The following is a 25,054-nucleotide window of genomic DNA, read 5'->3' on the forward strand; positions in this document are numbered from 1 at the left end:
ACAGTCTCAGCCGTGCAGCTTGATCGCGATCTCAGCCAGCCGCTTGCCCTGGAACTTCGCGCCTTCCAGCTCCTGCGCCGAAGGCTGCCGCGAGCCGTCCGTGTCGGAGGTGGTGGTCATGCCGTAGGGCGAGCCGCCGCGCACGACATCGTTGCCCGACTGGCCCTGATAGGCATAGCTCAGCGGCACGATGATCATGCCGTGATGCTGCAGCGACCACTGCGCCTGGACGATCGACAGCTCCGCGCCGCCGTGCTGGGTCGCCGTCGACGACATCACGGTCGCGACCTTGTTCAGGAGTGCGCCCTTGGCCCAGAGCGGGCCGGTCTGGTCGAGGAAGTTCTTCATCTGCGCCGCCATCGCGCCGTAACGGGTGGCGAAAGCCAGCACGATGCCGTCATACTGGTCGAGTTCCAGCGGCTCGGCGATCGGCGCGTCCTGGTCGAGCTTGTAGTAGGCGGCCTTGGCCACCGCTTCCGGAACCAGTTCCGGCACGCGCTTGATCGTCACCGCGGCGCCTGCTTCCTTCGCGCCCTCGGCGGCGGCCTTCGCCATCGCTTCCGTGTGGCCCCAGCTCGAATAGTAGAGCACCAGTACCTTTGCCATCGTCGTCTCCTGTGTCTCGTGTCTTGTCGTCCGCCGCTCGGGACCGACGCTTCGCCGTGATTTAGCCCCTTTGGCACCCCTTGCGTAACAACGGTGTCGCCGACAGATCGTTCACCGTTTGCGACCCATTGCCGGCTGGGCGCATCGGCGCTACGAGACGCTGGCCGAGCGAAAGGATGCGACGTTGAGCGAAATCGTGACTGCCGCGATGATGGTGATCGGGGACGAGATCCTCTCCGGCCGCACCAAGGACAAAAACATCGGCCACCTCGCCGACGTGATGACCGCCATCGGCATCGACCTGAAAGAGGTCCGCATCGTCCCCGACGAGGAGGACGAGATCGCCGCGGCGGTCAACGCGCTGCGGGCGAAATACACCTACGTCTTCACCACCGGCGGCATCGGCCCGACGCATGACGACATCACGGCCGATTCGATCGCCAAAGCCTTCGGCGTCCCCTGCGACTACGACGCGAAGGCGTATAAAATGCTCGAGGAGAGCTACGCCGCCCGCGGCTTCGAATATACCGACGCACGCAAGCGCATGGCGCGCATGCCCGTCGGCGCCGAGCACATCGACAATCCCGTTTCGCTGGCTCCCGGCTTCAGGATCGGCAACGTGCATGTCATGGCCGGCGTGCCGGCGATCTTCCAGGCGATGCTCGACAACGTCGTCCCGACGCTGCATGGCGGCGCGGTGATGCTGTCCGAGACGGTTCACTGCCCCTATGGCGAGGGCACGATCGGCACCCAGCTTGGCGAGATCCAGAAGGCCAATCCGGACACGATCATCGGTTCCTACCCGAAATATCTCGACGGCAAGTTCTGGACCGAGCTCGTCGTGCGTTCCCGCTCGCCGCAAAGCCTCGCCAAGGCAAAGGCCGAGGTCGAGGCCATGCTCGCCGCGATCGCCGCGCCGGCCTGAGCGTTTTCCTGCCGATTCCCGGTGGATGCGACGCGCAAACCCTTGCGAGATCTCGGAAAGTTCCCGCTAATCCCGGCTGCATTCCTGAGCTTCAAGCCAAGCGGAGTGCGTCCCATGTCCCTGCCCGAAAAAGCCTTCCCGGTCTCGTGGGACCAGTTCCATCGCGACGCCCGCGCGCTTGCCTGGCGGCTTGCCGGCATCAATGGCGGCCAGTGGAAGGCGATCGTCTGCATCACGCGCGGCGGCCTGGTGCCCGCCGCCATCATCTCGCGCGAGCTCGGCATCCGCGTCATCGAGACCGTCTCGGTGGCCTCGTACCACGACTACACCTCGCAGGGAGAACTGAACGTTCTGAAGGAGATTACGTCCTCGCTCACCGAGAATGACGGCGAGAACGTTCTGATCGTCGACGACCTGACCGACACCGGCAAGACCGCCGCTGTGGTGCGCGCGATGCTGCCCAAGGCGCATTTCGCCGCCGTCTACGCCAAGCCGAAGGGAAAACCGATGGTCGATACCTATATAACGGAGGTCAGCCAGGACACCTGGATCTACTTCCCCTGGGATATGGGCTTCACATACCAGAAGCCGATTTCAGAGGATCATCGCGGCTGAACCCATGCCGCGGGCGCGAAAATCGTAAGCTTCGCGCAGGGTTTGCGCTTTATTATCAGCGCACTATCTGTATGTTTCGTAAGCTGGCAAACAAGAAGGCGACCATCGAAGCACCGGAATGTTGATTTCTTATTCGACCCGCAGGAGACTTTTGGAACGCGCCCGCCAGTTCTTTGGCGGCATGCCGTGCCGGGTCCAGGTCGCCGCTCTTCCCTGGCGGCTGTCCGGCGGCGACGTCGAGATCCTGCTGGTGACGAGCCGGGGCACCGGCCGCTGGGTCCTGCCGAAGGGCTGGCCGGAGTCGTCCGAGAAGCTATGCGAAGCGGCCGCGCGCGAAGCGGCCGAGGAAGCCGGTCTGTCAGGCGGCGTTTCGGAGCGCGAGGCCGGCACGTTCTACTACGACAAGGTGCTGAATTCGGGCCTCGAATGGCATTGCGAGGTGCATGTCTTCCCGCTTGAGGTCGACTCGCTTGCCGACAAGTGGCCAGAGATGAAGAAACGCAAGCGGCGGTGGTTTCGCGCCGCGGATGCCGCAAGGCTCGTCGCCGAGCCGGATCTCGGTGAGTTGATCCAGCGCTTCGGCGCCAATCCACGACAAATCGCAGCCTGACGCCGTGACACGGAACGGCAGAGGTTGCCCCTCGGGGTGATCTGCCCTATCGCGCTTCCTGTCGCCGGCCGGATCTTCGACATCCGGCCCGAAGTCCCCTCTTCGATGGATCTGCCCCATGGCGCTTCCCGCCGAACTCACCCGCAAGGACACGCTCGACAAGGATCTCGACAAGATCGCCTCCGTCGAGGAGGCTGCGAGCGTGCTGTCGCGCGGGCTGGTGGCTCCCGGTCTCGCGCTCCTCTTCATCGTGTTCGCAGCGGTCGCGGCGTCGATCTACGTGATGGGCCAGCCGGGAGCGGTGGTGATCGTCGCGGCGGCGGCGATCGGCGGCTACATGGCGCTGAACATCGGCGCCAACGACGTCGCCAACAATGTAAGCGCAGCTGTCGGCGCCCGTGCGCTCACGCTGGGCAGCGCCCTGGTGCTGGCGGCGATCTTCGAAACCGCCGGCGCCCTGATCGCCGGCGGCGACGTGGTCGAGACGATATCCAAGGGAATCATCGATCCTCGGCTGGTAAGCGATCCCAACGTCTTCATCAGGCTGATGCTCGGGGCGCTCATCTCCTCGGCCCTGTGGGTCAATCTGGCCACCTGGATCGGCGCGCCGGTCTCGACCACGCATGCCGTTGTTGGCGGCGTCGTGGGCGCGGGCATCGCGGCTGCTGGAGTTGGCTCTGTCGACTGGAGCATCATGGGCGCTATTGCGGCCTCGTGGGTCGTCTCGCCGCTCGCCGGCGGTATCGTGGCGGCGCTGTTCCTCTTCTTCATCAAGTCGACCATCATCTACCAGGACGACAAGCTCACCGCCGCGCGGCGCTGGGTGCCGGTGCTCATCGCCATCATGGCCGGCTCCTTCACCACCTATCTCGCCAGCAAGGGTCTCAACCATGTCGTGACCTTCGACGGCTGGACGCTGGCGGCTCTCGGTCTGGGCTCCACGGCGCTCTTCTGGGTGCTGTCGCACAGGTTCGTGGCGCTCCAGTCGCGCGGCATGGAGAACCGCAACCAGTCGCTGCGCAAGCTGTTCCGGCTGCCGCTGGTCATCTCGGCGGCCCTGCTCTCCTTCGCCCATGGCGCCAACGATGTGGCGAACGCCGTCGGCCCGCTGGCGGCGATCGTCTCGACCGCGCAGGGCGGCGACGTCGAGACCGCGGTCGGCATCCCCTTCTGGGTGATGCTGATCGGCGCGGCGGGCATCTCGATCGGTCTGCTGCTCTTCGGACCCAAGCTCGTGCGCATGGTCGGCGAGCAGATCACCAAGCTCAACCCGATGCGCGCCTTCTGCGTCGCGCTGTCGGCCGCGCTCACCGTCATCATCGCCTCGGCGATGGGCATGCCGGTCAGCTCCACCCATATTGCGGTCGGCGCCGTTTTCGGCGTCGGCTTCTTCCGCGAATGGTACACGGCCAATTCGCCACGCCGGCGCGCCTATCTCGAGCGCAAGATGGCGCGCCGCCGCGCCGAGCGCGAGGCATCCGCCGGGGCGATCGCGGACGTGCTGGCCGATGAGGCCGATCTCGACAACGCGGGCGCCCCACCGATCTCCCGCGAAGAAATCTCCCGCCGCAATCTTGTCCGCCGCGCCCATGTTCGCACCATCGTCACCGCGTGGGTGACCACGGTGCCCGCCTCGGCCCTGCTGGCGATCGGCGCGTTCCATCTCATCGGCCTGGTATTCTGAGAGACTGTTTCGAAATTCGCTCTGGCGAGTCAGCTGGTGATGGTTTTCGGGGTCGCCGCAGGCGACGAGCGGAGCGGACATTTGGATCCGTGAGCACCGGAAGCGCAGAAAACGCCGTCAGATGGCCGCCAGAGCAGAATTTCCAAACAGTCTCTCAGCCGGCCGACAGTCCCCATTATCCACATGCATCCCCCACAAGATGTTGTGGTCATAAATCTCGCATAAACGAATCGTTGACCTCCCCTCGCGAGTCGTTTCATATCGGTCATGCGCTCGTGTTGAGGGCGCGGCGCGGGCTCCGGCCCAAGCCAGTTCTTCCCCGATTTGATGCGTTTCCCGACGATCGAGGCCGCTTTCCAGCGGTGCGCTCGGCTGAGGATCTCGTGTGCCTTCCGGGCTCGGGAAAATGGACGAAATTGATTGGCGTAAAGAGGTTGTTAACACTATATTTAGTGTTTGCGGGGGATAGTCGACACCAGATAAGGGATAAGTCTCGCAAGATGAGACTCACCTGAATCGGTGACGGAAGAGGGCCGCAAGAGGGTTTCGACCGCCGCGCAGCCGCCTCTGTGAAGGTGGGCCGCGACGGAGCGGAACAGGACGGCGGAGAGGCGTTGCGGACCTTCGGGACCGCGACGGATGCAGCCAGGGCAGCATCGCGGAATCGTGAGGACGAATTCTGTGGATGACGCTATATTTGGGGACTGAAGGACGAAGACGATGCGGATCGAACGGCGCTTCACCAAGGACGGACAGTCTGCCTATACGGAGATCGAATTCCGTAAGGCCCTATCCGAGATCAAGAACCCCGACGGCTCGGTGGTCTTCCGCCTGGCCGACATCGACGTGCCGGCTCAGTTCAGCCAGGTGGCGACGGACGTGCTGGCGCAGAAGTATTTCCGCAAGGCCGGCGTGCCCGCGCGCCTGAAGAAGGTCGAGGAGAACGACGTCCCCTCCTTCCTGTGGCGCTCCGTGCCCGACGAGGCCGAGCTCGCCAAGCTGCCCGAGAACGAGCGCTACGGCTCCGAGACCGACGCCCGCCAGGTCTTCGACCGTCTCGCCGGCACCTGGACCTACTGGGGCTGGAAGGGCGGCTATTTCGCCTCCGAGGCTGACGCCAGCGCCTTCCGCGACGAGCTCGCCTACATGCTCGCCACCCAGCGCGTCGCCCCCAACTCGCCGCAGTGGTTCAACACCGGCCTGCACTGGGCCTACGGCATCGACGGCCCCGGCCAGGGCCATTTCTACGTCGACCCCTTCACCGGCAAGCTCACCAAGTCGAAGTCGGCCTATGAGCATCCGCAGCCGCATGCCTGCTTCATCCAGTCCGTCGCCGACGACCTCGTCAACGAGGGCGGCATCATGGACCTGTGGGTGCGCGAGGCGCGCCTGTTCAAATACGGCTCCGGCACCGGCTCCAACTTCTCGCATCTGCGCGGCGAGGGCGAAAAGCTCTCCGGCGGCGGCCGCTCGTCGGGCCTGATGTCCTTCCTCAAGATCGGCGACCGCGCCGCGGGCGCCATCAAGTCGGGCGGCACCACCCGCCGCGCGGCCAAGATGGTCGTCGTCGACATCGACCATCCCGACATCGAGGACTACATCGACTGGAAGGTGAAGGAGGAGCAGAAGGTCGCTTCCCTCGTCACCGGCTCCAAGATCGTCAAGAAGCACATGACCGCCGTCATGAAGGCCTGCGTCAACTGCGACGGCCCGGACGGCGACTGCTACGACCCCAACCGCAACCCCGCCCTCAAGCGCGCCATCAAGGACGCCAAGAAGGACGGTGTGCCGGAGAACTACGTTCAGCGCGTCATCCAGTTCGCGAAGCAGGGTTACACCTCGATCGAGTTCAAGACCTACGACACCGACTGGGATTCGGAGGCCTACCTCACCGTCTCAGGCCAGAACTCCAACAACTCCGTCTCGCTGAAGGACGATTTCCTGCGCGCCGTCGAGACCGACGGGTCGTGGAACCTCACCGCCCGCAAGGACGGCAAGGTGGTCAAGACGCTGAAGGCCCGCGAGCTGTGGGAAAAGATCGGCTACGCCGCCTGGGCGTCGGCCGATCCGGGCCTCCACTTCAACACGACGATGAACGACTGGCACACCTGTGCGTCGGCCGGTGCGATCCGGGCGTCCAACCCGTGCTCGGAATACATGTTCCTCGACGACACGGCCTGCAACCTCGCCTCGATCAACCTTTTGCCCTACCGCCTGCATGGCGGCGACATCGACATCGCGGCCTACGAGCACACCGTTCGCCTGTGGACCATCGTGCTCGAGATCTCGGTCATGATGGCGCAGTTCCCCTCGAAGGAGATCGCCAAGCTCTCCTACGAATACCGCACGCTCGGCCTCGGCTATGCCAATATCGGCGGCCTGCTGATGACCAGCGGAATCCCCTACGACTCCGCCGAGGGCCGCGCCATCTGCGCCGGCCTCACCTCGATCATGACCGGCGTCGCCTACGCCACCTCGGCCGAGATGGCCGGCGAGCTCGGCGCCTTCCCGGACTATGAGCGCAACGCCGCCAACATGCTGCGTGTCATGCGCAACCATCGCCGCGCCGCCTATGGCGAGGCCGCCGGCTACGAGGCGCTCTCGGTCAATCCGGTGCCGCTGGTCCATGCGGACCTGAAGCAGGCCGCACTCGGCGAGCATGCCAGGACCGCCTGGGACCGCGCCATCGCGCTCGGCGAAAAGAACGGCTACCGCAACGCCCAGGCCACCGTCATCGCGCCCACCGGCACGATCGGCCTCGTCATGGACTGCGACACCACCGGCATCGAGCCCGACTTCGCGCTGGTGAAGTTCAAGAAGCTCGCCGGCGGCGGCTACTTCAAGATCATCAACCGCGCCGTGCCGGAAGCGCTGCGCACGCTCGGCTATTCCGAGGCCCAGATCGCCGAGATCGAGGCCTATGCCGTCGGCCACGGCAACCTGAACCAGGCGCCCGGCGTCAACCCGTCCTCGCTGCGCGCCAAGGGCTTCACCGAGGAGAAGATCGCCGCCGTCAACGCCGCGCTCGGCTCCGCCTTCGACATCAAGTTCGTCTTCAACAAGTGGACGCTCGGCGAGGACTTCTGCAAGTCCGTGCTCAAGCTTACCGACGAGCAGCTCGACGACTTCTCCTTCGAGATGCTGCCGGCGCTGGGCTTCACGAAGAAGGAGATCGAGGCCGCCAACATCCACGTCTGCGGCGCGATGACCCTCGAAGGGGCCCCCTTCCTGAAGAACGAGCACCTGCCGGTGTTCGACTGCGCCAATCCGTGCGGCAAGATCGGCAAGCGCTATCTCTCCGTCGAGAGCCACATCCGCATGATGGCGGCCGCGCAGCCCTTCATCTCGGGCGCCATCTCCAAGACGATCAACATGCCCAACGAGGCGAGCGTCGAGGACTGCAAGAACGCCTACATGCTGTCCTGGAAGCTGGCGCTGAAGGCCAACGCGCTTTACCGCGACGGCTCGAAGCTCTCCCAGCCGCTCAACGCCTCGCTCATCGCCGACAATGACGACGACGAGGACGACGCGGTCGAGACCCTCGTCGCCGCCCCGGCGGCCGCGCGTGCGACCCAGATCACCGAGCGCATCGTCGAGCGCGTGGTCGAGCGGCTCTACCGCGACCGCGAGAAGCTGCCGAACCGCCGCCAGGGCTACACCCAGAAGGCCGTCGTCGGCGGCCACAAGGTCTACCTGCGCACCGGCGAGTTCGGCGACGGACGGCTGGGCGAGATCTTCATCGACATGCACAAGGAAGGTGCCGCCTTCCGCGCGATGATGAACAATTTCGCCATCGCCATCTCGCTCGGCCTGCAATACGGCGTGCCGCTCGAGGAATATGTCGAGGCCTTCACCTTCACGAAGTTCGAGCCGGCCGGCATGGTCGTCGGCAACGACGCGATCAAGAACGCCACCTCGATCCTCGACTACGTCTTCCGCGAGCTCGCCGTCTCCTATCTCGGCCGCCATGACCTTGCCCATGTCGACCAGTCCGACTTCGGCAACACGTCGCTCGGCCGCGGCATCCAGGAGGGCAAGACCAACCTCGTCTCCACCGGCTGGACGCGCGGCTACAAGCCGACGCTGGTGTCGAAGTCGGCCGAACCGAAGGGCTTCGCCGACGGCGCTGCCTCATCCTCGCCCACCCCCTCGTCTCCGGCCCGCGCCGCGACGACCGCGGTCGGCGGCTCCAACGTCCGCGCCTTCTCCGCCACCACGGTGACGGCGCTCAAGACCGTCTCGTCGGAGCGCGTCGAGGAGACCGTGGCCTTCAAGCGCGACTACGAGGAGCGCGCGAAGGAACTCGCCGAGGAGATCGCGGAGGAAAACCATCCCGACCTGTTCGAGGACGACGCCCCGGCCGCGACCACGGCCCTCTTCTCCGACAAGGCCCAGGCCGACGCCGCCAGCGCCAAGGCGCTCGCCAACGACCGCCGCGTCAAGTCGATGATGCAGGGCTACACCGGCAACTCCTGCTCCGAATGCCAGAACTTCACCATGGTCCGGAACGGAACCTGCGAGAAGTGCGATACGTGTGGCGCGACGTCAGGGTGTTCGTGAGAATCCGCAACCGTTGAAGCGCTAAACATGCCGGCCCGGTCGCAAGATCGGGCCGAACTACAAGAAGGAACAAAAGGGATACACGCATAACGATGCCCTTATATGGCATCCAGAAACACCAAGGCCGACCCCTGCCAGGGTCGGCCTTGGATACCGCGAATAAAGCCGAAGCCACGCGGGGCGAAGAAATCTGACGACCTCTCCCTTAGCAGGAGCACCATATGGGGAGTCGGGTTTCAGAGTCGAGGTAGCGAAGGCAAAACAGGAACCTAAACATGTTCACCTTCGGAACTTCTGCATACCTGAAAATGATATCGCTCAATGCGAAACCTCAACGCACGGAAGTGCGTAAGCGGCTCATTCCCAGTGATGACCCCTATGACTTCCATCGGTCGCTTAGGCCTCTCGCCAATAGGATGCTCGCAAAGGGTGAGGACGTTGAAAGCGTGTTCGAATCTGCAAGTCGAATTTCTGCAACTCCGGAACGAAATTCCGTGCAGGCAGGATTACGAACGCTCTTGCTATGGCGCGACGTGCATACTGCTGATCTGTTCGAAGTCAAACCTCACACTCATACGAGCCCACAAGAAATTTTCAGAGTAAAATTTACAGCCGATTTTGGTACAATCATAGATGGAAAGCGGTGCGGTGTTCATCTTTGGAACACAAAGAAACCTGTTATCGATGCGCGTTTTTCAACAGCAACTCTTTCGATTATTAGAGAGTTCTATCCAGAATTAGATGGGCTAGCGGTCCTTTCTCTAATTGACTCCAGCCTCATCTGGTCCTCGGATGAGACCGCCTACGCAGATCTTGGGCGTCGGCTTATGACAAGGTTGGAGAACGTCATCCTAAGCGTTGAAGAGGAAATCCGAGACTCTGGCCGCGATAGACCGTCACCGCCGAGCCATCCCACCCCAATCATATAGGCGACACGTCCACCTGTCCTTCCCCCTTGTGGGGGAAGGTGCCGCCCTCGCTGCTCGCGCAGGCGAGCGGTGAGATCAGGCGGCGGATGAGGGGTGCTGGACGGAGTAAGACGGTCCAGAACATGCGCGGCGAGCGCCCCCTGCACACCCGAGTTCCGTCCAACACCCCTCATCCGTCTCGGCCTTCGGCCGATCCACCTTCTCCCACAAGGGGAGAAGGACACGCGCTCCTCCCCTAAACCAATCCCCAACCACGTCCCGCGCCGCCGCTTGCCACGCCGCCGCCGCGCGGGCATGCAGGTTCCGCATCGTCACCGGGGGAAATCATGACACATCGCACGCCGCGCGCCGCATGCCGCGCCTTCCTCATCCTTCTGGCCGCAACCGCCCACGCCGCCGCCCTCGACCCCACGCCGCAGGCGGCGGTCGTCACGCCGCTCGCCTCGACAGACAAGACCGATGCCGGCCAGCCGCTCGTCCTGCCGCGCGACAAGCCGCGCGTCATCGCCTCGATCTTCGAAATCCCGCCCGGCGCCACGCTGCCGGTGCACAAGCACCCCTCCGCCCGCTACGCCTACGTGCTCGCCGGAAACCTGCGCGTCACCAATGCCGACACCGGCAAGACCACGGACTACAAGACCGGCGACTTCATCGTCGAGATGATCGACACCTGGCACCAGGGCGCCAACACCGGCTCGGACACCGTCCGCCTCCTCGTCATCGACCAGGTCGAAGGCGACGCCCCGCACACGGTGCTGAAGCAGTAGGGTGAGCATCCGTTTCGCCGCGGGCGAATTGGAAGGTCCAGTGGACCTTCCAAAGGATGTGAACGCCCGGAGCCCTGGCGGAGGGCCGGGAAACAGGCTCATGTAACCGGCCCCCTCGCCCTCTGCATGTTTGGCTTCGTCGACGACCGCCCGAATTCCCACCATCTCACTCCGACCCTCTCCTATGGACAAGCGCCCGACCGCAGGCTCTATTCCCTTGGGGAAAGTGCATCGGGAGTGACGTCATGCATTCATCATTGGCTTGGGCTGTCGCGGTTGCCGCGCTGGCGCTTTCGTCCGCGGCCCGCGCGGAGACGATCTACTGCACCGCGATCAACGCGCTGCCGGCAGTGATCAGCACGCAGGGCATCTATTGCCTCAAGAAGGATCTCGCCACCTCGATAACGACAGGCGCGGCCATCACGATCAACACCAACAATGTGACGATCGATCTGAACGGCTTCAAGCTGGGCGGCCTGGGCGGCGGTGCCGGTTCCCAGGCCAAGGGAATCGCCGCGACCGGTCGAACGAACATCACATTGCGCAATGGCTCCGTGAGGGGCTTCTATGCCGGCATCGACCTGTCCGGGGGCGGCTCCGGCCATCTGATCGAAGACATGAGGGTCGAAGGCTCCCTCCAGACCGGAATTCTCATCGCCGCCGACGGCGCGATCATTCGCCGAAATGTCATTTCGTCCATCGGCGGAGGTTCAGACTACTCCGCCTACGGCATTTACATCGCCGCCAACGGCGTTTCGGTGACGGACAATGTCGTCGACGGTATCCATGAGACCTACCAGGCCGTAGGCATCATGAGCATAAGCGGCAGTGCAAGAGGAATTATTGCCGCGAACGAAGTGCGCGACATAGGTTCGACGACGAGTTCGACGTCCAGGGGCATCTGGGTATCCGGCACCAACCGGATGGTGATCAAGGACAACTATGTCGTCAACACCACGGCCGGGGCTTTGCATGGAATCCATGCTGACGGCACGAGCGACGCGTGCATCGGCAACATCGTGTCTGCAACCTTCTCGACCGCGATCTATGGCTGCGATTATTCCAGCGGCAATCACGTCTTCTAAGTCGTCCGGTCACGCGGCCCCTATCCTCCCCTGCGAAGCGAGGGGTCCGAAGGACGGGCGAGATAAGTGGCTCGCCCCGGCAAGGGACCACGCGAAGCGTGGTGGAGGGGGCTGCGAGGCCAACGAGCCTGAGACATGCCTACTGCCTACTGCCTACTCCCTACTCCCCTACTCCCCACGCACCGTCCCTTAACCGTTGATGCCTCATCCTGCGGGCCACGATGGAGGCGCGGATGGCGGCGAATCGCAAGCGCTCGGGCGCGAAACCGGCACGACGGAAGAATTCGGGGCGCAGCGGCGGCCGCGTCGCGGCCTCCCTCGGCCTCGTGACGCTGGGGGCCGTGCTGGCCTTTGCCGCCACGGCCTGGTTCGGCATGCCCGATCTCGACCGGCTGAAGCGCAGCATCGCCGGCGCCGCTCCTCCCGCAAAGGTGGAGCGCACGGCCAGGCCCGAGCGCTCGCGCCTGCCCGCCGCAAAGCCGGATCGTTCGATCGAAACCGCCGCCCTGCCGGTGCCGCGCCCGTCGAAGCCGGTGCCGCAGAAGACGCGCGAGGACAAGCCCCTGCCCGCGGTCGCCCGTCCGCCGGCCGAGGTCGCGCCGACGCCGAAGGCGGAGGTTCCCAACGCGCCGGTAAAAACCGCCCTGCCCACGGCGCCGAAGAACGCCACGCGGCTTGCCGGCCTCGCCTTCCCGATCTGCGGCGAGCGCGCCGCGCGCGGCTGCGTCGTCGACGGCGACACCTTCGTCCTCGACGGCAAGGCGATCGGCGTCGCCGATATCGAGGTGCCGGCCGCCGGCGACCCGAAATGCCGGCGCGAGGCGATGCTGGCGGCCAAGGCGAAGGATCGCCTGCGCGAGCTTTTGAGCGCCGGCCCGCTGGAGCTGGTCGCCGCCTCGGACGACAAGGACATCTACGGCCGCAAGCTGCGCACCGTCATGCGCGACGGCCGCTCGATCGGCGATGCGATGATCGCCGAAGGCCTCGCCCGCCGGCCGGGCGGGTCGCGACAGACCTGGTGCGGCTGATGTCTAGCGCTGCCAGGCGGCGAATTCCCTGAGCAGGCCTTCCATCGCCTCCATGGGCGGAAAGCGCTCGAAGGAATGAGCCGCCCCAGTCTCGGCGAAGGGCAGTTTTTCCGACGTGTAGGTCTCGATGAAGGGCGCGATGCCGCTCGTGTCGTCCAGCATGGTCGGGCGCAGATTGACGAACCAGTCCATGCCTTGCGGCCGGGTGAACATCCAGCTCATGCACCAGCCGCAGAAATGATGCGCACTGTCCTCGCCGTGCAGGCCGCCGATCACCGTCTCGCCCTCGGTCACCTCGAAACCGTCGGCCGGGATCGCGGCGGACAGCGAAAAGGCCGACGAGCTCATCCTCTGGCAGCCGGTGCAATGGCAGGCCATCGTCACCAGCGGCGCCTTCGTCACCTTCAGCCGCACCCGCCCGCAGCGGCACCCGCCCTCGCGCGGCACTATCCAGTCGCTCATCTCGTCACCTCCATGATGCACAGACCATTGCCCCGCCCCGCGCACAACGGCAAGCACCCGAACCGCTCCCTGCCTGCCCCGCCTCGCCCCTGACCGCTTCATGCCACCCCGCGCGCCCGTCTTCCCGGGCGCCGGAGGCGACCCGGGACCCATTCCTCTCTCCGGTTACACGCTGAAAACGCCCACGGTCGCGGCAAGGGTCAGCGCCAACCCGCCATGGTCAATCGGTCCCGGCTGACCTCCGGTCGCCGGGATGACGATCGCGGACAGTTTGCGCTGTCTTGAGAGGAGCCGGAGAGGTCAGTTCTGGCACATCATCCGATGGATCGATTTCCGCTCACTTTCCGCTAACCCCTTGATCCCATTGGCCCGCCGAATCTTTTCATCCACCCCTTTCAGACATGCATGACACTGTGCTCGGTGAAACGGGAGCCGGCGATGGGCTGGAGGGCGAAGGCGGGGAGGGAACAGGCGTTAAAGGCGAGGATCGTCATGCGCCTGTTCTCGATCGCCGACATGGCCGAGCAGGCCGCCGGCCGGTCGTTCTGGGTCCGCTGGTGCGTGCTGTGGGCCGCCTGGCAGGCCAATGCGCTGCTCCGGGCCTACGTCGAAGGCACGCTCCGCAGTTCCGCACGCAGACCCTGGAGGCCGGTCCTGATGCCGGCCGGTTTCGGCAGCAATCCCTTCGATGCTGAAGACATCGCCGATTCACTCAGGGCATTTGGCCACTACATGCAGGCCATCGCGGCACAGCTGTGCCGCCTGTCGTTCCTGCATCAGGGGCAGGCCTCCGACGAGGCCGGGAATGAGGGCGGGGTGCATCGCGCCGACCTTCAGCGCCTCGCCGACGCGACCATCTCGCCGGTCGAACTGCGCGACACGTCCTGAGCAGCACCTGTCCTGCCCCTGTGCAGGACAGGTGAATGCCCCAAGACCGATCCTGTTTGCGTCCGCGAAAAATTGCGCTGCGGTCGACAATCCCGCGCGGCCACCTTCTCCCCGTGAACGGGGAGAAGGAGAAACACCCTACTTCGCCAGCTTGTCCTGCGTCTTCGTCTCGAAATCGGACGCGTCGTGACGCTCGTGCAGCTGGCCGGAGAGGTCTCCCGAGACGCGGTTGACCATCCGGCCGCGCACCACCGCCGGCCGCGCCAGGATCTGGTCGGCCCAGCGGATCACGTTCTTGTATTCGTGCACCGACAGGAACTCGCCGGCGCCGTAGTTCCAGCCCTTCGCCATGCCGCCATACCAGGGCCAGATCGCCATGTCGGCGATCGTGTATTCGCTGCCGGCAACATATTCGACCTCGGCCAGCCGCCGGTCGAGCACGTCGAGCTGGCGCTTGGTCTCCATCGCATAGCGGTCGATGGCGTATTTGATCTTCTCCGGCGCGTAGGAATAGAAATGACCGAAGCCGCCGCCGAGGAAGGGCGCCGAGCCCATCTGCCAGAACAGCCAGGACAGCGTTTCCGCGCGGGCCGCCGTCTCCGTCGGCAGGAAGGAGCCGAACTTCTCGGCGAGATAGACGAGGATCGCGCCCGACTCGAACACCCGGATCGGCGTCGGGCCCGACTGGTCCATCAGCGCCGGGATCTTCGAGTTCGGATTGACGGCGACGAAGCCCGAGCCGAACTGGTCGCCCTCGTTGATCTTGATCAGCCAGGCGTCATATTCGGCACCCCTGTGTCCGAGCGCCAGCAGTTCCTCCAGCATGATCGTCACCTTCACGCCGTTGGGCGTGGCGAGCGAATAGAGCTGCAGCGGGTGCTTTCCGATCGGCAGTTCCTTGTCGTGCGTCGGCCCGGCGATCGGACGGTTGATCGAGGCGAAGGCCCCGCCATTCCCCTTCTCCCAGGTCCAGACTTTCGGCGGCGTGTAGGGCGTATCGGACATCTGCGTCTCCGGCATATGAGGGATGAGAACGGACGGACGTCCGCATTGTTGAAAGATAGGCCCCGCCGACGCAGCGCGCCAGAGCGGGGCGATTGGTCCAGCTCATTCCATCTCCCACAGCTCCGGATAGAGCTTCACGAAGCCGGACGGCGCCATCTCCAGCGTCGCCGCGTAGGAGAACCCCCGATAGGCGTAGCGGCTCTCGTCCAGCCGGCGATAGTATTGCGGCAGCTCCACCAGCCGTTCCGCCCCGACATCGAACCACGCGACCTTGATGTCCGCCGCCTCGCCGATCGCAAGCGGCATGCGGCGCAGCTGCTGCAGATTGGTCGCCGGCGTGAAGCCGAGGTCGAGGTCCATCAGATGCGCCAGCCCCGGCTGCGCCACCCCATCCAGCGTCCAGCCATCGGCGTCGCGAACGATCTCAAGGGCGAAGGCCCTTTCGCCAGCGAAGCCCTGCACCAGCCCGCGCCGGGTCGACCAGTCCGGCGCGATGTCGAGGCTGTAGGACACGCAGGCCGGCCCGTCTTCGTGGCGGAAGACCGCCGTGCCCTGGAGAAGATGGCCGCCGGGCACGGTTTCGATCCGCGCCGCGTCGTGGCCCGTCACGTCGAGCCGTTTCCACAAGGCGGTTTCCATCATGTCCATGCTCCCTGCGTGCCGCCACCGTCCCGCCACGCTTGCGCCTTGATGCCGGTTCATCAGCATCGCGGGACGGAGCTGCACTATCGAACGGAGACCTCGCATGAACAAGATCCTCGCCTTCGCGCTCGCGGCCCCGCTGGCGGCCGCTGCCACGCTCGCCGTCGCAGCCGACCGGCAGAGCTACCAGGAGGACGACCGCTACGGGGGCGTCAAGATCGGCACGCTCTCCTGCGATGTCGGCGGCGGCATCGGCTACGTGCTGGGCTCGGCCAAGACGCTCGACTGCACCTTCCGCCCGACCGGCGGCCGGCGCGGCGAGGACTATTCCGGCGCGATCCGAAAGCTCGGCGTCGACGTCGGCTTCACCACGCGCGGCAAGCTCGTCTGGGCGGTGTTCGCCCCCACCGCCGGCTATCATCGCGGCTCGCTCGGCGGCGTCTACGAGGGCGCCTCGGTCGAGGCGACCGTGGGTGCAGGCATCGGCGCCAACGTGCTCGTCGGCGGCACCTCCGGCTCGATCAGCCTGCAGCTCCTCAGTGTGACCGGCCAGATCGGCCTCAACGTCGCGGCCGCCGGCACCTCGATGACGCTGAACCCGGTGAACTGATCAGGCGCGCGATAGTGCCTTGCGCATGACCAGCGTCGGCACTCCGCCGATGCCGCCGCAGGCGTCGCGCTCCTCGGTGGTCACGAACCCCTCGCGCTCGTAGAAGCGGATCGCGCGGTCGTTGCCCTTGATGACTTCGAGCGAGATCGAGGGCTCGCCGACATAGTTGACGATCACGGCATGCAGCAGGCCGGCGGCGAGCCCGCTGCCCTGCTCGGCCGGCGCGACATGCAGCCGGTCGAGCCACAGTACCCCTTCTCGACTTTGGCATAGGCATAGCCGACGATCCGCCCGTCCGGCGCCTCGCCGACGAAACTCTCGGAATGCATTCGCTTCAGATCGGCAGCGATCATCTCCGGCCGGTGCTTCTTCGCCGATTCGAGCTCCGCCCGCTCCTCCCCCATCAGCGGCCCATAGGTGCGCACCCAGGACGCGTGGATCAGCGCCGAAACCTGATCCGTGTCGGCCTCGGTCATATGGTGGATGCGGGCTGCGGTGTCAGGCATGTCTTATGTCCTCCCACGGCCACTCTAGGCGGCGGGAGCGGAATCACACCAGCGATTTGTCGAGCGTGACGAGCGTGGCATGCAGCCTTTCCTCGCGCCGCTGGCCTCTCCGTTCGTATCCCTCGCTTTCGAGGAAGCCCAACGCCCGCAGATTGCGCGCGCCAACCTCCAGCCGGATGCGCTCGGTCTCGAAGAAAGACTCCTCCAGCTCCTGCAACAGCATTCCGCCAATCCCGTGTCCCTGAAGCGCCGGCCGGACATAGAGGCCGAGCACATCGACCACCCGGTCGTTGTCGTCCGGGGAGGCCGCGAAGGCCACGCCGGCAATCGCCTCGCCGTCGTCCGCAACGAGAAACTCGGACAGCGGCCGGCTCATCGCGGCCTTTAGCGCCTCGCGGGAATAGAGCGCCCTGGCTATGGTGTCGACCATGTCCACGCCGTAGAACGCATCGTAGGCCGCATGCAGGCTCTCGCCGATCAGCCGGCTGGCCTCCGGCAGGTCGCGCTCGCTGGCGGTGCGGACGAACAAGGCCTACTCGATCCCGAGCTTCGCCTTGACGAGGTCGTTGACCGCTTGCGGGTTTGCCTTGCCGCCGGTCGACCTCATCACCTGGCCGACGAACCAGCCGGCCAGCGTCGGCTTCGCCTTCGCCTGCTCGACCTTGTCGGGGTTGGCCGCGATGATCTCGTCCACCGCCTTCTCGATCGCACCGGTGTCGGTGACCTGATCGTATCCGCGTTCCTTTGCAAAAAGTCTGACATCGACTTCGACCCCACCCTCTACACGGTAGGACCAGTAGTCATTGGTGAGATCCTTAGCCATCTTGCCCGAAATGGTGCGATCGCTCACCATCATGACGATTGTAGAGTTTGCCTTCGCAGAGATTGGCCCTTCTTCTATTGACAGCCCGGCGGCGTTCAGGAGGCCGAAATACTCGTTGATAAGTCGATTTGCCGCCTGTTTCGGATCGGCTCCATTCGCGACCATCTCCTCAAAATAGTCGGCAATCGCCTTTTCGGACACGAGGATCGAGGCGTCGTAGACCGACAGGCCGAGCTTGTTCACCAGCCGGTCGCGCTTGGCGTCTGGCAGTTCGGGCAGGTCAACCGCAAGCGCATCGACATAGGCCTGGTCGAATTCGAGCGGCAGCAGATCCGGGTCGGGGAAATAGCGGTAGTCGTGCGCCTCTTCCTTGGAGCGCATCGAGCGCGTCTCGCCCTTGCCGGGATCGAACAGCCGGGTCTCCTGGTCGATCGAGCCGCCATCCTCCAGGATCGCGATCTGGCGCCGCGCCTCGGAGTCGATGGCCTGCCCGATGAAGCGGATCGAGTTGACGTTCTTGATCTCGCAGCGCGTGCCGAATTCCCCGCCGGGCTTGCGCACAGAGACGTTGACGTCGGCACGAAGCGAGCCCTCGTCCATGTTGCCGTCGCAGGTGCCGAGGTAGCGCAGGATCGTGCGCAGCTTGGTCACATAGGCCTTCGCCTCGTCGGCCGAGCGCATGTCGGGCTTCGACACGATCTCCATCAGCGCCACGCCCGAGCGGTTGAGGTCGACATAGGACATGGTCGGATGCTGGTCGTGCATCGACTTGCCGGCATCCTGCTCCAGATGCAGCCGCTCGATGCCGACCTCGATGTCCTCGAACTTGCCCTCGCGATCCGGGCCGACCGAGATCATGATCTTGCCCTCTCCGACGATCGGTTGCTTGTACTGCGAGATCTGGTAGCCCTGCGGCAGATCGGGATAGAAGTAATTCTTCCGGTCGAAAACCGATTTCAGGTTGATCTGCGCCTTTAGGCCGAGGCCGGAGCGGATCGCCTGCTTGACGCACTCCTCGTTGATCACCGGCAGCATGCCGGGCATGGCTGCATCAACCAGGCTGACATTGGCATTTGGTGCCGCGCCGAACGCGGTCGAAGCGCCGGAAAAGAGCTTCGAGTTCGACAGGACCTGGGCGTGCACCTCGAGGCCGATGATGACTTCCCAGTCGCCGGTGGCGCCGGGGATCAGCCGCTTGGCGTCGGGGGTGCGAGTATCGATGATGGACATTTGCGTCTTGCGATCCGGATGGCGGGAGACCGCTTCCTAGACCGGGAAAGCCGCGGATGGAAGCCTCTACGACGTCGGGCGGAACATCACGTCCAGCGGATCGAATTTCAGTCCGACCTCGCGGCCGTTGACGAAGACGAGGTCGGACAGCTTCTGGAAGTGCTGCCCGCTCGAGATCACCGTGAACGGGTCGCGCTTGCCGGTCAGCCATTGCCCGAGATTGGCAATGTCGTCGCTCTCCTCGCAGAAATTCACGAGCCGCCGGAAGAGCTTCGGCAGGATCACCGCCTCCTCCAGGATCGTGCGCGGGCCCCAGAACTGGAAGCCGGGACTGCGGTCGAAGGCCCAGATGCCACGCTTGTCCTCGATCGCGGCCGCCGCGGCCCGCGAGATCGCGGCGAGACCGGTCTCGTTTGTGGTCGTATAAAAGGTCGGATAGACGAGCCCTTCCGCGGCGAGCTTGTAGTTGATCGTCATCTCGACGATCGCATCGGTCAGCGCCGGCAGTTCGGCGCCGTCCGCCAGCCCGTGATCGCCGAGCAGCGCATAGGCGATCGGGCGGTCGTAGCCGTCGACATCCGCCGCGACGATCGCGCCCTCGACCGAATCCCCGGCCGTGACGATCTTGGTGAAGTTGAGGTTGTAGGTCAGCACCGGTATGCCGAAGGCCCGCAGCAATGCGTCCGTGGCGGATTTCGCGATGGCAAGCGGCTGGGCGAAACCCTCGTAATGCGTCTCGAGCGAATCGATCCCCTCGATGCGCAGCTGTATCGGGCGGTTCTTCTCCGGCGTCGGCTTGCGGAAGTCGCGGCCCCAATCGAAGAAATCCCAGTTCGCCGTATTGTTCGCCTGGAAGGCGATCGAATCACCGTCAGGCGAGCGATTCTTGACGTGGTACGTCCCCTTGATCACCTTGCTCGGCATCGAGCCTCTCCCGTCCGCGCATCATCACGCCAGCCGGCGCAGGCTGGTCCTGGATCATGACAGGAGAACTACACCTCGCCAGCGGGGCGCAGTCTGTCGGAGATTTCACTTTCGAGGCGACTTTTCCGCGGAACCCGCAGGCGCGACCGGTCGGGAGATCAGACCGTCGCGATATACTGCTTGATCTCCTCGGCTTCCTTCTCGATGTCTTGGATGCGCCGCTTGACCACGTCGCCGATAGAGATGATGCCCGCCAGCACGCCGTTCTTCTCCACCGGCAGGTGGCGGAACCGGCTGCGCGTCATGATCTCCATGACCTCGTTGACAGTCGCGGATTCGCTGCAGGTCTTCACCTTGGCGGTCATGGCGGTCGACAGAGGTTTCTTCAGCGCTGCGGCACCGTGCTCGGCGATGACGCGGACGATGTCGCGCTCGGACAGGATGCCTTCGATCCGGCCGTTGCCGGATGTGACGACGAGCGCACCGATCTTGTACTGCGCAAGCGTCTTCACGGCGCTTTCGAGCGTCTCGGCCGAGGTGAGTGTCACCACGTTGCGGCCCTTTTCCTCGAGAATAGCCTTCACCGTCATCGTCTTCCTCCTTTCAATGACGGCCGACGCCACTCCCCCAACTTGATAGGCGCTGGCCGGAGAACGGATGGTGCGCCCGGATTCGGGTCATTGCAAGGCCGTTGAGCCCGAGGCGCGCGACGGCAACCTGTCGAACAGGCCGATGCCGAACAGTCCGGCCAGCATGCCGCCGATATGCGCCTCCCAGGCGATCGATCCTTCACTGCCGGATAGATCGAGGCCCGCACCTGCCGCGAAGTTGATGGCGAGCCAGACGCCGAGGAAGATGAGAACCGCCCGCGAGCGGAGCGTTTCGCCGAGGCTGAGCCGCGGCCCCGCGAAGATGGGAAGGCGGTGGGAGCGGTCGACGCGGAATCCGAACCGCGCCGCTGCTCCCATCATGCCGGAGATCGCGCCAGACGCGCCGATGACCGGAACCATGTCGTCCGGCCGCGCGGCGAAATGGAGAAGCAGTGAACCGACGGTCGCGAAGCACCAGAACAACACGAACCGCACGACACCGATGCGGGTCGCCAGCGGCGAGGCGAACGCCGCCATCCAGACCATATTCAGGATGAGGTGCATCCACCCGGCATGGAGCAGCGAAGAGGTGAACGGGCTGGTAAAGGCGTAGACGTCGAGGTCGTAGCCGCCGGTGTAGCGGACGGGAAAGAAGGCACCGTTCAGGATCAGCTCGTAATTCTGCTGCGGCGTCAGCACGTAGACGCGCGCCAGATGAATGCCGACGCAGAGAATGATGAAGACGATTACGACCCCGGGCAGGTTGAACAGCGGCTCGCGTCCCCCACGACCGGATGGCATCGCGTCGGGCGCCTCGGCAGACTGTTCGGTGCGGTCGGAATCGGTCATCGGATGTGAGTCGCCTCGTTGCAGCGACTCATATAGCAATGGTGCCTGTCGATTGCCCCGGATGGTTAAAGAAAAAGCCGTCCGAGGTTGCCCTCGAACGGCTTGGTCGAGCCCCCAGCCCACCCAAACGATTGCGGCTCTCGCCGCGAAAAGTGCTGCAAAGCCAATGGCTTCGTGATGTGGTCATTGTTTCGCAGTTTTTCCGGCCGCTGGCAACGGTAACCCAAAATTAACCTTAACGGTCCGGCGCTGTTAACAATCTTGCCCCTGTGCTGGCACGGAACCTGCAACGTCCGGCATGAAGGTCACCGGTGGGCGCGACGCTGTTCCCCGTTGGCACATTCGGGAACTGTCCGAGCGGAGCAGGTGCATGAGACTCAAGGGATCGATCGAGCTGTTCCAGTATTGGGACAGACTCCGCAGCGGGCGCCCTGCCCCGACGCGCACAGAGATCGAGCCGGCCGACATCAAGTCGCTGCTCGCCGACACGTTCATCCTGGAGAAGGACGCGCGCGGTGAGGCTGTATTCCGTCTTGCCGGCACCCGGCTGTGCGCCACCTTCGGGCGTGAGCTGAAAGGGTTCACCTTCTCCTCGCTCTGGCTGCAGAAGGACGAGCGCGTGGTCGCCCGCCTCGCGCATGGCGCGTTCCTCGCAAAGTCGGTGGTGGTGATCAGCTTCGACGGCGTGAGCCGGAACGGACGGTCCAACAGCTTCGAACTCCTGCTCCTGCCGCTCGACGGCGGTGTGCAGCATCCACGGTCGCTCGGCGCGATCACACCCGTCGAAAGGCCGTACTGGCTGGGCGCGGATCCCGTCGTCGAATGCCGGATCACCTCGCTGCGCGTCGTCGACCCGGAGCGCGAGCCGCTCTTCCTTGCCAACCGGCCGGCGGTTCCCGTTCCCTCCCTGTCTCCGTCGCTCGAAGCGGCTGACACCGCGATCCGACCCGGTGCGCGAGGCCGCAGAATCCGCCATCTTCTGGTGCTCGACGGCGGGCGCGAAGGACGCTGAATACGCCTCATTTGCCGGGCATTCGGGGCTCCCGACTTACGCGCTATTAACCTATTTCGACCTAAAGTCTTGGCAGAACGTGCGCGCGGGCGCACCGTCTCCCAACGTGGTCGAGGCCAGTGACAGCAATGACGTCTGCCGCCATGGATTTTTCCCAAGCCAAGGCTGAAAGGCGGAATTTCCAGCGCGTGCGCGTCAAGATCTATGGCCGTTTCATGCTGGAGGACCGCTCCGAGCATCCCTGCCAGGTTCTCGACATGTCGCCGGGCAATGTGCTTCTGCGCGCCGACCGCATCGGCCAGCCGGGCGAGAAGGTCATCGCCTATATCGACCATATCGGCCGTATCGAAGGCGTCGTCACGCGCACCCAGGCCGATGGCTTCGCCATGACCATTGTCGCCTCCGATCGCAAGAAGGACAAGCTTGCCGCCCAGTTGACCTGGCTCGCGAACAAGCATGAGCTCGACCTGCCGGAGGACCGCCGCCATGAGCGTATCGCGCCGCGTAACCCGATCAGCGTCATACAGCTCGCCGATGGCCGCCAATATCAATGCCGCATCATCGACCTGTCGCTCTCGGGCGCCGCGATCGAAATCGACGTCAAGCCGGCGCTCGGCACGCAGGTCATCCTCGGCACAATGCGCGGGCAGGTCGTTCGTCACTTCGAGGACGGCGTCGCCGTCGAGTTCGCGGTGATCCAGCGGCCGGAATCCCTCGAGGCCGAGTTCAGCGTCGGACGCGACCTCTAGCTCACCGTACTATTCACCTTCCAGTCAGGCCGGGCTCGTCCCGGCCTTTTTCGTTCGCGGCGCTCCGTCCGGGAGCATTCCGCTGGCGCCCCTGCACGCCAAGATAAGCCATTGCCTTGAAGCATCAAATTTTACATAAATTCTATTCTTATTTTATATTTGTTCTATTCTAGTTCGCTTCAATCTGTACTTCGGACTTTTGCGCCGAATAAATCCGAACCTGTCATTGTCATCTCGAACGGGGAGACAGGGACATGGGGACAATCAAGACTTTCCTGCTGCTTGCCGCGACGACCGCAGCTGCGTTCGGCTTTGCGGGTTCCGCAAGCGCTGCGCCGAACTTCATGCCGGGCGGCGAACGGACCACCCAGCCGATCGGACACTATGAATTCTGCCGGCGCGTGCCGCAGGAATGCGCGCAGAAGACACCCAAGACAAATCCGGTCGAGCTGAGCCGCAAGCTCTGGGCCAAGATGGTCGACATCAATAGCACCGTCAACACGGTGATCGCGCCGCGCACCGACATGGAGATGTGGGGCCAGGAAGAATACTGGTCCTACCCGGACAGCGAGGGCGACTGCGAGGATTACGTCCTGGAGAAGCGCCGCCAGCTGATGGCGCTCGGCGTGCCCGCCGGCAACCTGCTCATCACCGTGGTGCGGCAGCCCAACGGTGACGGCCACGCTGTCCTGACGGTGCGCACCAGCCTGGGCGACTTCGTGCTCGACAATCTCGAGCCGAGGATCCTGGCCTGGACCGACACCGACTACACGTTCCTGAAGCGCCAGTCCGAGCGGAACTCGGGTATCTGGATCGCCGTCAACGATGACCGCCCAGTCGCCGTCGGCAGCGTGAAGTAGGGAGCAGCGACAACCCGGTCGAGTCCCCACCCTCCCCGTCCCCAACGACCGGGTTCAGGAGCCGGCCCATGTCCCCGGGCCGGCTCCGCCTTTTTCTGGAGCCTGCCTAGGCCGGCAGCCGTCACATGACGGTCGGGTCAGTCGACCTTCTTCAGGCCCTTCATGAAGCGCTTGCCGTTGTCGACATAGTGCTGAGCCGATGTCCTCAGCCGGTCCGCCGCAGCATCGTCGAGCGTGCGCACGGCCTTGGCGGGCGAGCCGACGATCAGCGAATTGTCGGGAAACTCCTTACCCTCGGTCACCAGCGCTCCGGCGCCGACGAGGCAGTTCCTGCCGATCTTCGCGCCGTTGAGGATGATCGCGCCCATGCCGACCAGCGAGTTGTCGCCGATGGTACAGCCGTGCAGCATGGCGCGATGGCCGATCGTGCAGCCTTCGCCGATCGTCAGCGGATAGCCGGGATCGGAATGCATGATCGTGTGTTCCTGCACGTTGGTGCGCGCGCCGATCCTGATCTTCTCGTTGTCGCCGCGGATGGCCGTGCCGAACCAGATCGAGACATCGCGTCCGACTGCGATGTTGCCGATCAAGGTGGCGTCGGGGGCAATGAAATTGCTCTCGCGCTCCTCGAATTCCGGGCTCTTACCGTCGATCGCGTAGATTGGCATGCAGTCCTCCGTTCGCTGTCGCCGAGCGACCTATCCGCCCGCAAGCAGGATCGCAAGCTCCGTGGCCAAAATGCCGGTCGCCAGCGTCCACCCTGCTCCGATGATAAGGCAGATCGAAAGGGTGGTAAGTCCGACTCGCCCGCGCCGGCGTGCCTCCAACGCGTCGTTGACGAGCATGAAGGGGCCCGCAGTGAGGCTCGCGGCTAGCGACAGCGCGATACGCCGGCGGTCGACAAAGGGCGGCGCCAGCCGCAGGGGCGCTCCGGTTGCGATCTCCATTGCCGATCCGGCAAAGCCGGCGATGGTCAAACCCACCGCGAAGGCAAAGGAGAAGGCCCAGATCTGGTCCATGTTCACCTCCCGTTTACCATGTTGGCCCAGTTTGGCCGTCAGGCGCGGCGCAATGGCCGTGCCGCTCGGCCTGTGC

27 protein-coding genes are annotated in these 25,054 nt (G+C 64.5%); 14 read left to right on the forward strand and 13 right to left on the reverse strand.

All coding sequences use genetic code 11. From position 1 onward, the window contains the following. Positions 1-6 precede the first annotated feature (6 nt). A complete protein-coding gene (wrbA, locus tag LRS09_RS26435) occupies positions 7-606 on the reverse strand; it encodes an NAD(P)H:quinone oxidoreductase (protein WP_257810026.1) in 600 nt (199 codons plus the stop codon). A 184-nt stretch (positions 607-790) separates the two neighbouring features. On the opposite strand from wrbA, the gene LRS09_RS26440 reads away from it, so the two are divergent. The 9 genes from LRS09_RS26440 (at position 791) to LRS09_RS26480 (ending at position 12,809) form a co-directional block, all read left to right on the forward strand. After that, entirely contained in the window at positions 791-1,531 is a 741-nt protein-coding gene (locus LRS09_RS26440; RefSeq protein ID WP_257810027.1) for a competence/damage-inducible protein A, read from the forward strand. Between the two features lie 114 nt (positions 1,532-1,645). After that, positions 1,646-2,146 (forward strand): xanthine phosphoribosyltransferase, encoded by a 501-nt coding sequence (gpt, locus tag LRS09_RS26445; protein ID WP_257810028.1) that lies wholly within the window; start codon positions 1,646-1,648, stop codon positions 2,144-2,146. 118 nt (positions 2,147-2,264) lie between these two features. Continuing rightward, on the forward strand, positions 2,265-2,756 hold the full coding sequence (locus LRS09_RS26450) for an NUDIX hydrolase (RefSeq protein ID WP_257810029.1): 492 nt from the start codon (positions 2,265-2,267) through the stop codon (positions 2,754-2,756). A gap of 118 nt (positions 2,757-2,874) precedes the next feature. After that, positions 2,875-4,440 carry an inorganic phosphate transporter gene (locus tag LRS09_RS26455; RefSeq protein WP_257810030.1) on the forward strand — a complete coding sequence of 522 codons (1,566 nt, stop codon included), beginning with the start codon at positions 2,875-2,877 and terminating at the stop codon, positions 4,438-4,440. A gap of 720 nt (positions 4,441-5,160) precedes the next feature. Next, positions 5,161-9,000, forward strand: coding sequence for a vitamin B12-dependent ribonucleotide reductase (locus tag LRS09_RS26460; RefSeq protein ID WP_257810031.1), 3,840 nt, complete (start codon positions 5,161-5,163; stop codon positions 8,998-9,000). A 275-nt stretch (positions 9,001-9,275) separates the two neighbouring features. Next, positions 9,276-9,929: a hypothetical protein gene (locus LRS09_RS26465; RefSeq protein WP_257810032.1), complete on the forward strand. Its 654-nt coding sequence runs from the start codon at positions 9,276-9,278 to the stop codon at positions 9,927-9,929. A gap of 326 nt (positions 9,930-10,255) precedes the next feature. Next, positions 10,256-10,696 carry a cupin domain-containing protein gene (locus LRS09_RS26470; protein ID WP_257810034.1) on the forward strand — a complete coding sequence of 147 codons (441 nt, stop codon included), beginning with the start codon at positions 10,256-10,258 and terminating at the stop codon, positions 10,694-10,696. Positions 10,697-10,941: 245 nt separating this feature from the next. Further along, positions 10,942-11,781 carry a right-handed parallel beta-helix repeat-containing protein gene (locus tag LRS09_RS26475; protein ID WP_257810035.1) on the forward strand — a complete coding sequence of 280 codons (840 nt, stop codon included), beginning with the start codon at positions 10,942-10,944 and terminating at the stop codon, positions 11,779-11,781. 233 nt (positions 11,782-12,014) lie between these two features. Further along, complete coding sequence (locus LRS09_RS26480; RefSeq protein ID WP_257810036.1) at positions 12,015-12,809, forward strand: thermonuclease family protein; 795 nt, start codon at positions 12,015-12,017, stop codon at positions 12,807-12,809. Between the two features lie 3 nt (positions 12,810-12,812). Here LRS09_RS26480 and LRS09_RS26485 read toward each other — a convergent pair whose 3' ends face one another. Then, the gene (locus tag LRS09_RS26485; protein ID WP_257810037.1) at positions 12,813-13,271 is read right to left on the reverse strand and encodes a GFA family protein; all 459 of its coding nucleotides are present in this window, start codon (positions 13,269-13,271) and stop codon (positions 12,813-12,815) included. Positions 13,272-13,709: 438 nt separating this feature from the next. On the opposite strand from LRS09_RS26485, the gene LRS09_RS26490 reads away from it, so the two are divergent. Continuing rightward, positions 13,710-14,159: a hypothetical protein gene (locus LRS09_RS26490; protein ID WP_257810038.1), complete on the forward strand. Its 450-nt coding sequence runs from the start codon at positions 13,710-13,712 to the stop codon at positions 14,157-14,159. Positions 14,160-14,297: 138 nt separating this feature from the next. Here LRS09_RS26490 and yghU read toward each other — a convergent pair whose 3' ends face one another. Continuing rightward, complete coding sequence (gene yghU, locus LRS09_RS26495; RefSeq protein WP_257810039.1) at positions 14,298-15,164, reverse strand: glutathione-dependent disulfide-bond oxidoreductase; 867 nt, start codon at positions 15,162-15,164, stop codon at positions 14,298-14,300. Positions 15,165-15,266: 102 nt separating this feature from the next. Next, positions 15,267-15,806, reverse strand: a complete 540-nt coding sequence (locus LRS09_RS26500; protein ID WP_257810040.1) for a putative glycolipid-binding domain-containing protein — start codon at positions 15,804-15,806, stop codon at positions 15,267-15,269. 103 nt (positions 15,807-15,909) lie between these two features. Here LRS09_RS26500 and LRS09_RS26505 point away from each other — a divergent pair, with 103 nt between their 5' ends. Continuing rightward, complete coding sequence (locus tag LRS09_RS26505; RefSeq protein WP_257810041.1) at positions 15,910-16,416, forward strand: DUF992 domain-containing protein; 507 nt, start codon at positions 15,910-15,912, stop codon at positions 16,414-16,416. Here the strand turns inward: LRS09_RS26505 and LRS09_RS26510 are convergent, their stop codons facing one another. The 7 genes from LRS09_RS26510 to LRS09_RS26540 form a co-directional block, all read right to left on the reverse strand. Continuing rightward, on the reverse strand, positions 16,417-16,665 hold the full coding sequence (locus LRS09_RS26510; protein ID WP_308240370.1) for a GNAT family N-acetyltransferase: 249 nt from the start codon (positions 16,663-16,665) through the stop codon (positions 16,417-16,419). It lies immediately after the preceding gene. Further along, the gene (locus LRS09_RS26515; RefSeq protein WP_257810042.1) at positions 16,590-16,922 is read right to left on the reverse strand and encodes a hypothetical protein; all 333 of its coding nucleotides are present in this window, start codon (positions 16,920-16,922) and stop codon (positions 16,590-16,592) included. Before LRS09_RS26515 ends, LRS09_RS26510 begins: the two co-directional genes overlap by 76 nt. A 43-nt stretch (positions 16,923-16,965) precedes the next feature. Then, complete coding sequence (locus tag LRS09_RS26520) at positions 16,966-17,451, reverse strand: GNAT family N-acetyltransferase (RefSeq protein ID WP_257810043.1); 486 nt, start codon at positions 17,449-17,451, stop codon at positions 16,966-16,968. A gap of 3 nt (positions 17,452-17,454) precedes the next feature. Beyond that, positions 17,455-18,975 carry an Asp-tRNA(Asn)/Glu-tRNA(Gln) amidotransferase subunit GatB gene (gene gatB / locus LRS09_RS26525; protein ID WP_257810044.1) on the reverse strand — a complete coding sequence of 507 codons (1,521 nt, stop codon included), beginning with the start codon at positions 18,973-18,975 and terminating at the stop codon, positions 17,455-17,457. A gap of 66 nt (positions 18,976-19,041) precedes the next feature. Next, the gene (locus tag LRS09_RS26530; RefSeq protein ID WP_257810045.1) at positions 19,042-19,899 is read right to left on the reverse strand and encodes a hypothetical protein; all 858 of its coding nucleotides are present in this window, start codon (positions 19,897-19,899) and stop codon (positions 19,042-19,044) included. Positions 19,900-20,057: 158 nt separating this feature from the next. After that, positions 20,058-20,489: a CBS domain-containing protein gene (locus tag LRS09_RS26535; RefSeq protein ID WP_257810046.1), complete on the reverse strand. Its 432-nt coding sequence runs from the start codon at positions 20,487-20,489 to the stop codon at positions 20,058-20,060. An 87-nt stretch (positions 20,490-20,576) separates the two neighbouring features. Further along, complete coding sequence (locus LRS09_RS26540) at positions 20,577-21,338, reverse strand: rhomboid family intramembrane serine protease (protein ID WP_257810047.1); 762 nt, start codon at positions 21,336-21,338, stop codon at positions 20,577-20,579. Between the two features lie 370 nt (positions 21,339-21,708). Here LRS09_RS26540 and LRS09_RS26545 point away from each other — a divergent pair, with 370 nt between their 5' ends. The 3 genes from LRS09_RS26545 to LRS09_RS26555 all read left to right on the forward strand — a co-directional run bounded on the left by LRS09_RS26545 (position 21,709) and on the right by LRS09_RS26555 (position 23,959). Then, complete coding sequence (locus LRS09_RS26545; RefSeq protein ID WP_257810048.1) at positions 21,709-22,350, forward strand: PAS domain-containing protein; 642 nt, start codon at positions 21,709-21,711, stop codon at positions 22,348-22,350. A 128-nt stretch (positions 22,351-22,478) separates the two neighbouring features. Then, entirely contained in the window at positions 22,479-23,099 is a 621-nt protein-coding gene (locus tag LRS09_RS26550; protein ID WP_257810049.1) for a PilZ domain-containing protein, read from the forward strand. Positions 23,100-23,353: 254 nt separating this feature from the next. Beyond that, positions 23,354-23,959 (forward strand): transglutaminase-like cysteine peptidase, encoded by a 606-nt coding sequence (locus tag LRS09_RS26555; RefSeq protein ID WP_374684886.1) that lies wholly within the window; start codon positions 23,354-23,356, stop codon positions 23,957-23,959. Between the two features lie 137 nt (positions 23,960-24,096). Here the strand turns inward: LRS09_RS26555 and LRS09_RS26560 are convergent, their stop codons facing one another. Further along, entirely contained in the window at positions 24,097-24,627 is a 531-nt protein-coding gene (locus LRS09_RS26560) for a gamma carbonic anhydrase family protein (RefSeq protein ID WP_257810050.1), read from the reverse strand. 30 nt (positions 24,628-24,657) lie between these two features. Beyond that, positions 24,658-24,978 carry a hypothetical protein gene (locus LRS09_RS26565; RefSeq protein ID WP_257810051.1) on the reverse strand — a complete coding sequence of 107 codons (321 nt, stop codon included), beginning with the start codon at positions 24,976-24,978 and terminating at the stop codon, positions 24,658-24,660. Between the last annotated feature and the right edge of the window lie 76 nt (positions 24,979-25,054).

Origin of the sequence: Mesorhizobium sp. J428, assembly GCF_024699925.1 — a bacterium.
Classification (GTDB): Bacteria; Pseudomonadota; Alphaproteobacteria; order Rhizobiales; family Rhizobiaceae; genus Mesorhizobium_A.

What these genes read in the sequence shown, in the direction of transcription:
- LRS09_RS26540 (WP_257810047.1), bottom strand. Translation starts at nt 21,338, where the DNA reads ATGACCGATTCCGACCGCACCGAACAGTCTGCCGAGGCGCCCGACGCG.
- LRS09_RS26450 (WP_257810029.1), top strand. Translation starts at nt 2,265, where the DNA reads ATGTTGATTTCTTATTCGACCCGCAGGAGACTTTTGGAACGCGCCCGC.
- gpt (WP_257810028.1), top strand. Translation starts at nt 1,646, where the DNA reads ATGTCCCTGCCCGAAAAAGCCTTCCCGGTCTCGTGGGACCAGTTCCAT.
- LRS09_RS26505 (WP_257810041.1), top strand. Translation starts at nt 15,910, where the DNA reads ATGAACAAGATCCTCGCCTTCGCGCTCGCGGCCCCGCTGGCGGCCGCT.
- LRS09_RS26470 (WP_257810034.1), top strand. Translation starts at nt 10,256, where the DNA reads ATGACACATCGCACGCCGCGCGCCGCATGCCGCGCCTTCCTCATCCTT.
- LRS09_RS26485 (WP_257810037.1), bottom strand. Translation starts at nt 13,271, where the DNA reads ATGAGCGACTGGATAGTGCCGCGCGAGGGCGGGTGCCGCTGCGGGCGG.
- LRS09_RS26465 (WP_257810032.1), top strand. Translation starts at nt 9,276, where the DNA reads ATGTTCACCTTCGGAACTTCTGCATACCTGAAAATGATATCGCTCAAT.
- gatB (WP_257810044.1), bottom strand. Translation starts at nt 18,975, where the DNA reads ATGTCCATCATCGATACTCGCACCCCCGACGCCAAGCGGCTGATCCCC.
- wrbA (WP_257810026.1), bottom strand. Translation starts at nt 606, where the DNA reads ATGGCAAAGGTACTGGTGCTCTACTATTCGAGCTGGGGCCACACGGAA.
- LRS09_RS26490 (WP_257810038.1), top strand. Translation starts at nt 13,710, where the DNA reads ATGGGCTGGAGGGCGAAGGCGGGGAGGGAACAGGCGTTAAAGGCGAGG.
- LRS09_RS26535 (WP_257810046.1), bottom strand. Translation starts at nt 20,489, where the DNA reads ATGACGGTGAAGGCTATTCTCGAGGAAAAGGGCCGCAACGTGGTGACA.
- LRS09_RS26500 (WP_257810040.1), bottom strand. Translation starts at nt 15,806, where the DNA reads ATGATGGAAACCGCCTTGTGGAAACGGCTCGACGTGACGGGCCACGAC.
- LRS09_RS26560 (WP_257810050.1), bottom strand. Translation starts at nt 24,627, where the DNA reads ATGCCAATCTACGCGATCGACGGTAAGAGCCCGGAATTCGAGGAGCGC.
- LRS09_RS26515 (WP_257810042.1), bottom strand. Translation starts at nt 16,922, where the DNA reads ATGCCTGACACCGCAGCCCGCATCCACCATATGACCGAGGCCGACACG.
- LRS09_RS26565 (WP_257810051.1), bottom strand. Translation starts at nt 24,978, where the DNA reads ATGGACCAGATCTGGGCCTTCTCCTTTGCCTTCGCGGTGGGTTTGACC.
- LRS09_RS26530 (WP_257810045.1), bottom strand. Translation starts at nt 19,899, where the DNA reads ATGCCGAGCAAGGTGATCAAGGGGACGTACCACGTCAAGAATCGCTCG.
- LRS09_RS26545 (WP_257810048.1), top strand. Translation starts at nt 21,709, where the DNA reads ATGAGACTCAAGGGATCGATCGAGCTGTTCCAGTATTGGGACAGACTC.
- LRS09_RS26555 (WP_374684886.1), top strand. Translation starts at nt 23,354, where the DNA reads ATGGGGACAATCAAGACTTTCCTGCTGCTTGCCGCGACGACCGCAGCT.
- LRS09_RS26455 (WP_257810030.1), top strand. Translation starts at nt 2,875, where the DNA reads ATGGCGCTTCCCGCCGAACTCACCCGCAAGGACACGCTCGACAAGGAT.
- yghU (WP_257810039.1), bottom strand. Translation starts at nt 15,164, where the DNA reads ATGTCCGATACGCCCTACACGCCGCCGAAAGTCTGGACCTGGGAGAAG.
- LRS09_RS26550 (WP_257810049.1), top strand. Translation starts at nt 22,479, where the DNA reads ATGACGTCTGCCGCCATGGATTTTTCCCAAGCCAAGGCTGAAAGGCGG.
- LRS09_RS26475 (WP_257810035.1), top strand. Translation starts at nt 10,942, where the DNA reads ATGCATTCATCATTGGCTTGGGCTGTCGCGGTTGCCGCGCTGGCGCTT.
- LRS09_RS26460 (WP_257810031.1), top strand. Translation starts at nt 5,161, where the DNA reads ATGCGGATCGAACGGCGCTTCACCAAGGACGGACAGTCTGCCTATACG.
- LRS09_RS26480 (WP_257810036.1), top strand. Translation starts at nt 12,015, where the DNA reads ATGGCGGCGAATCGCAAGCGCTCGGGCGCGAAACCGGCACGACGGAAG.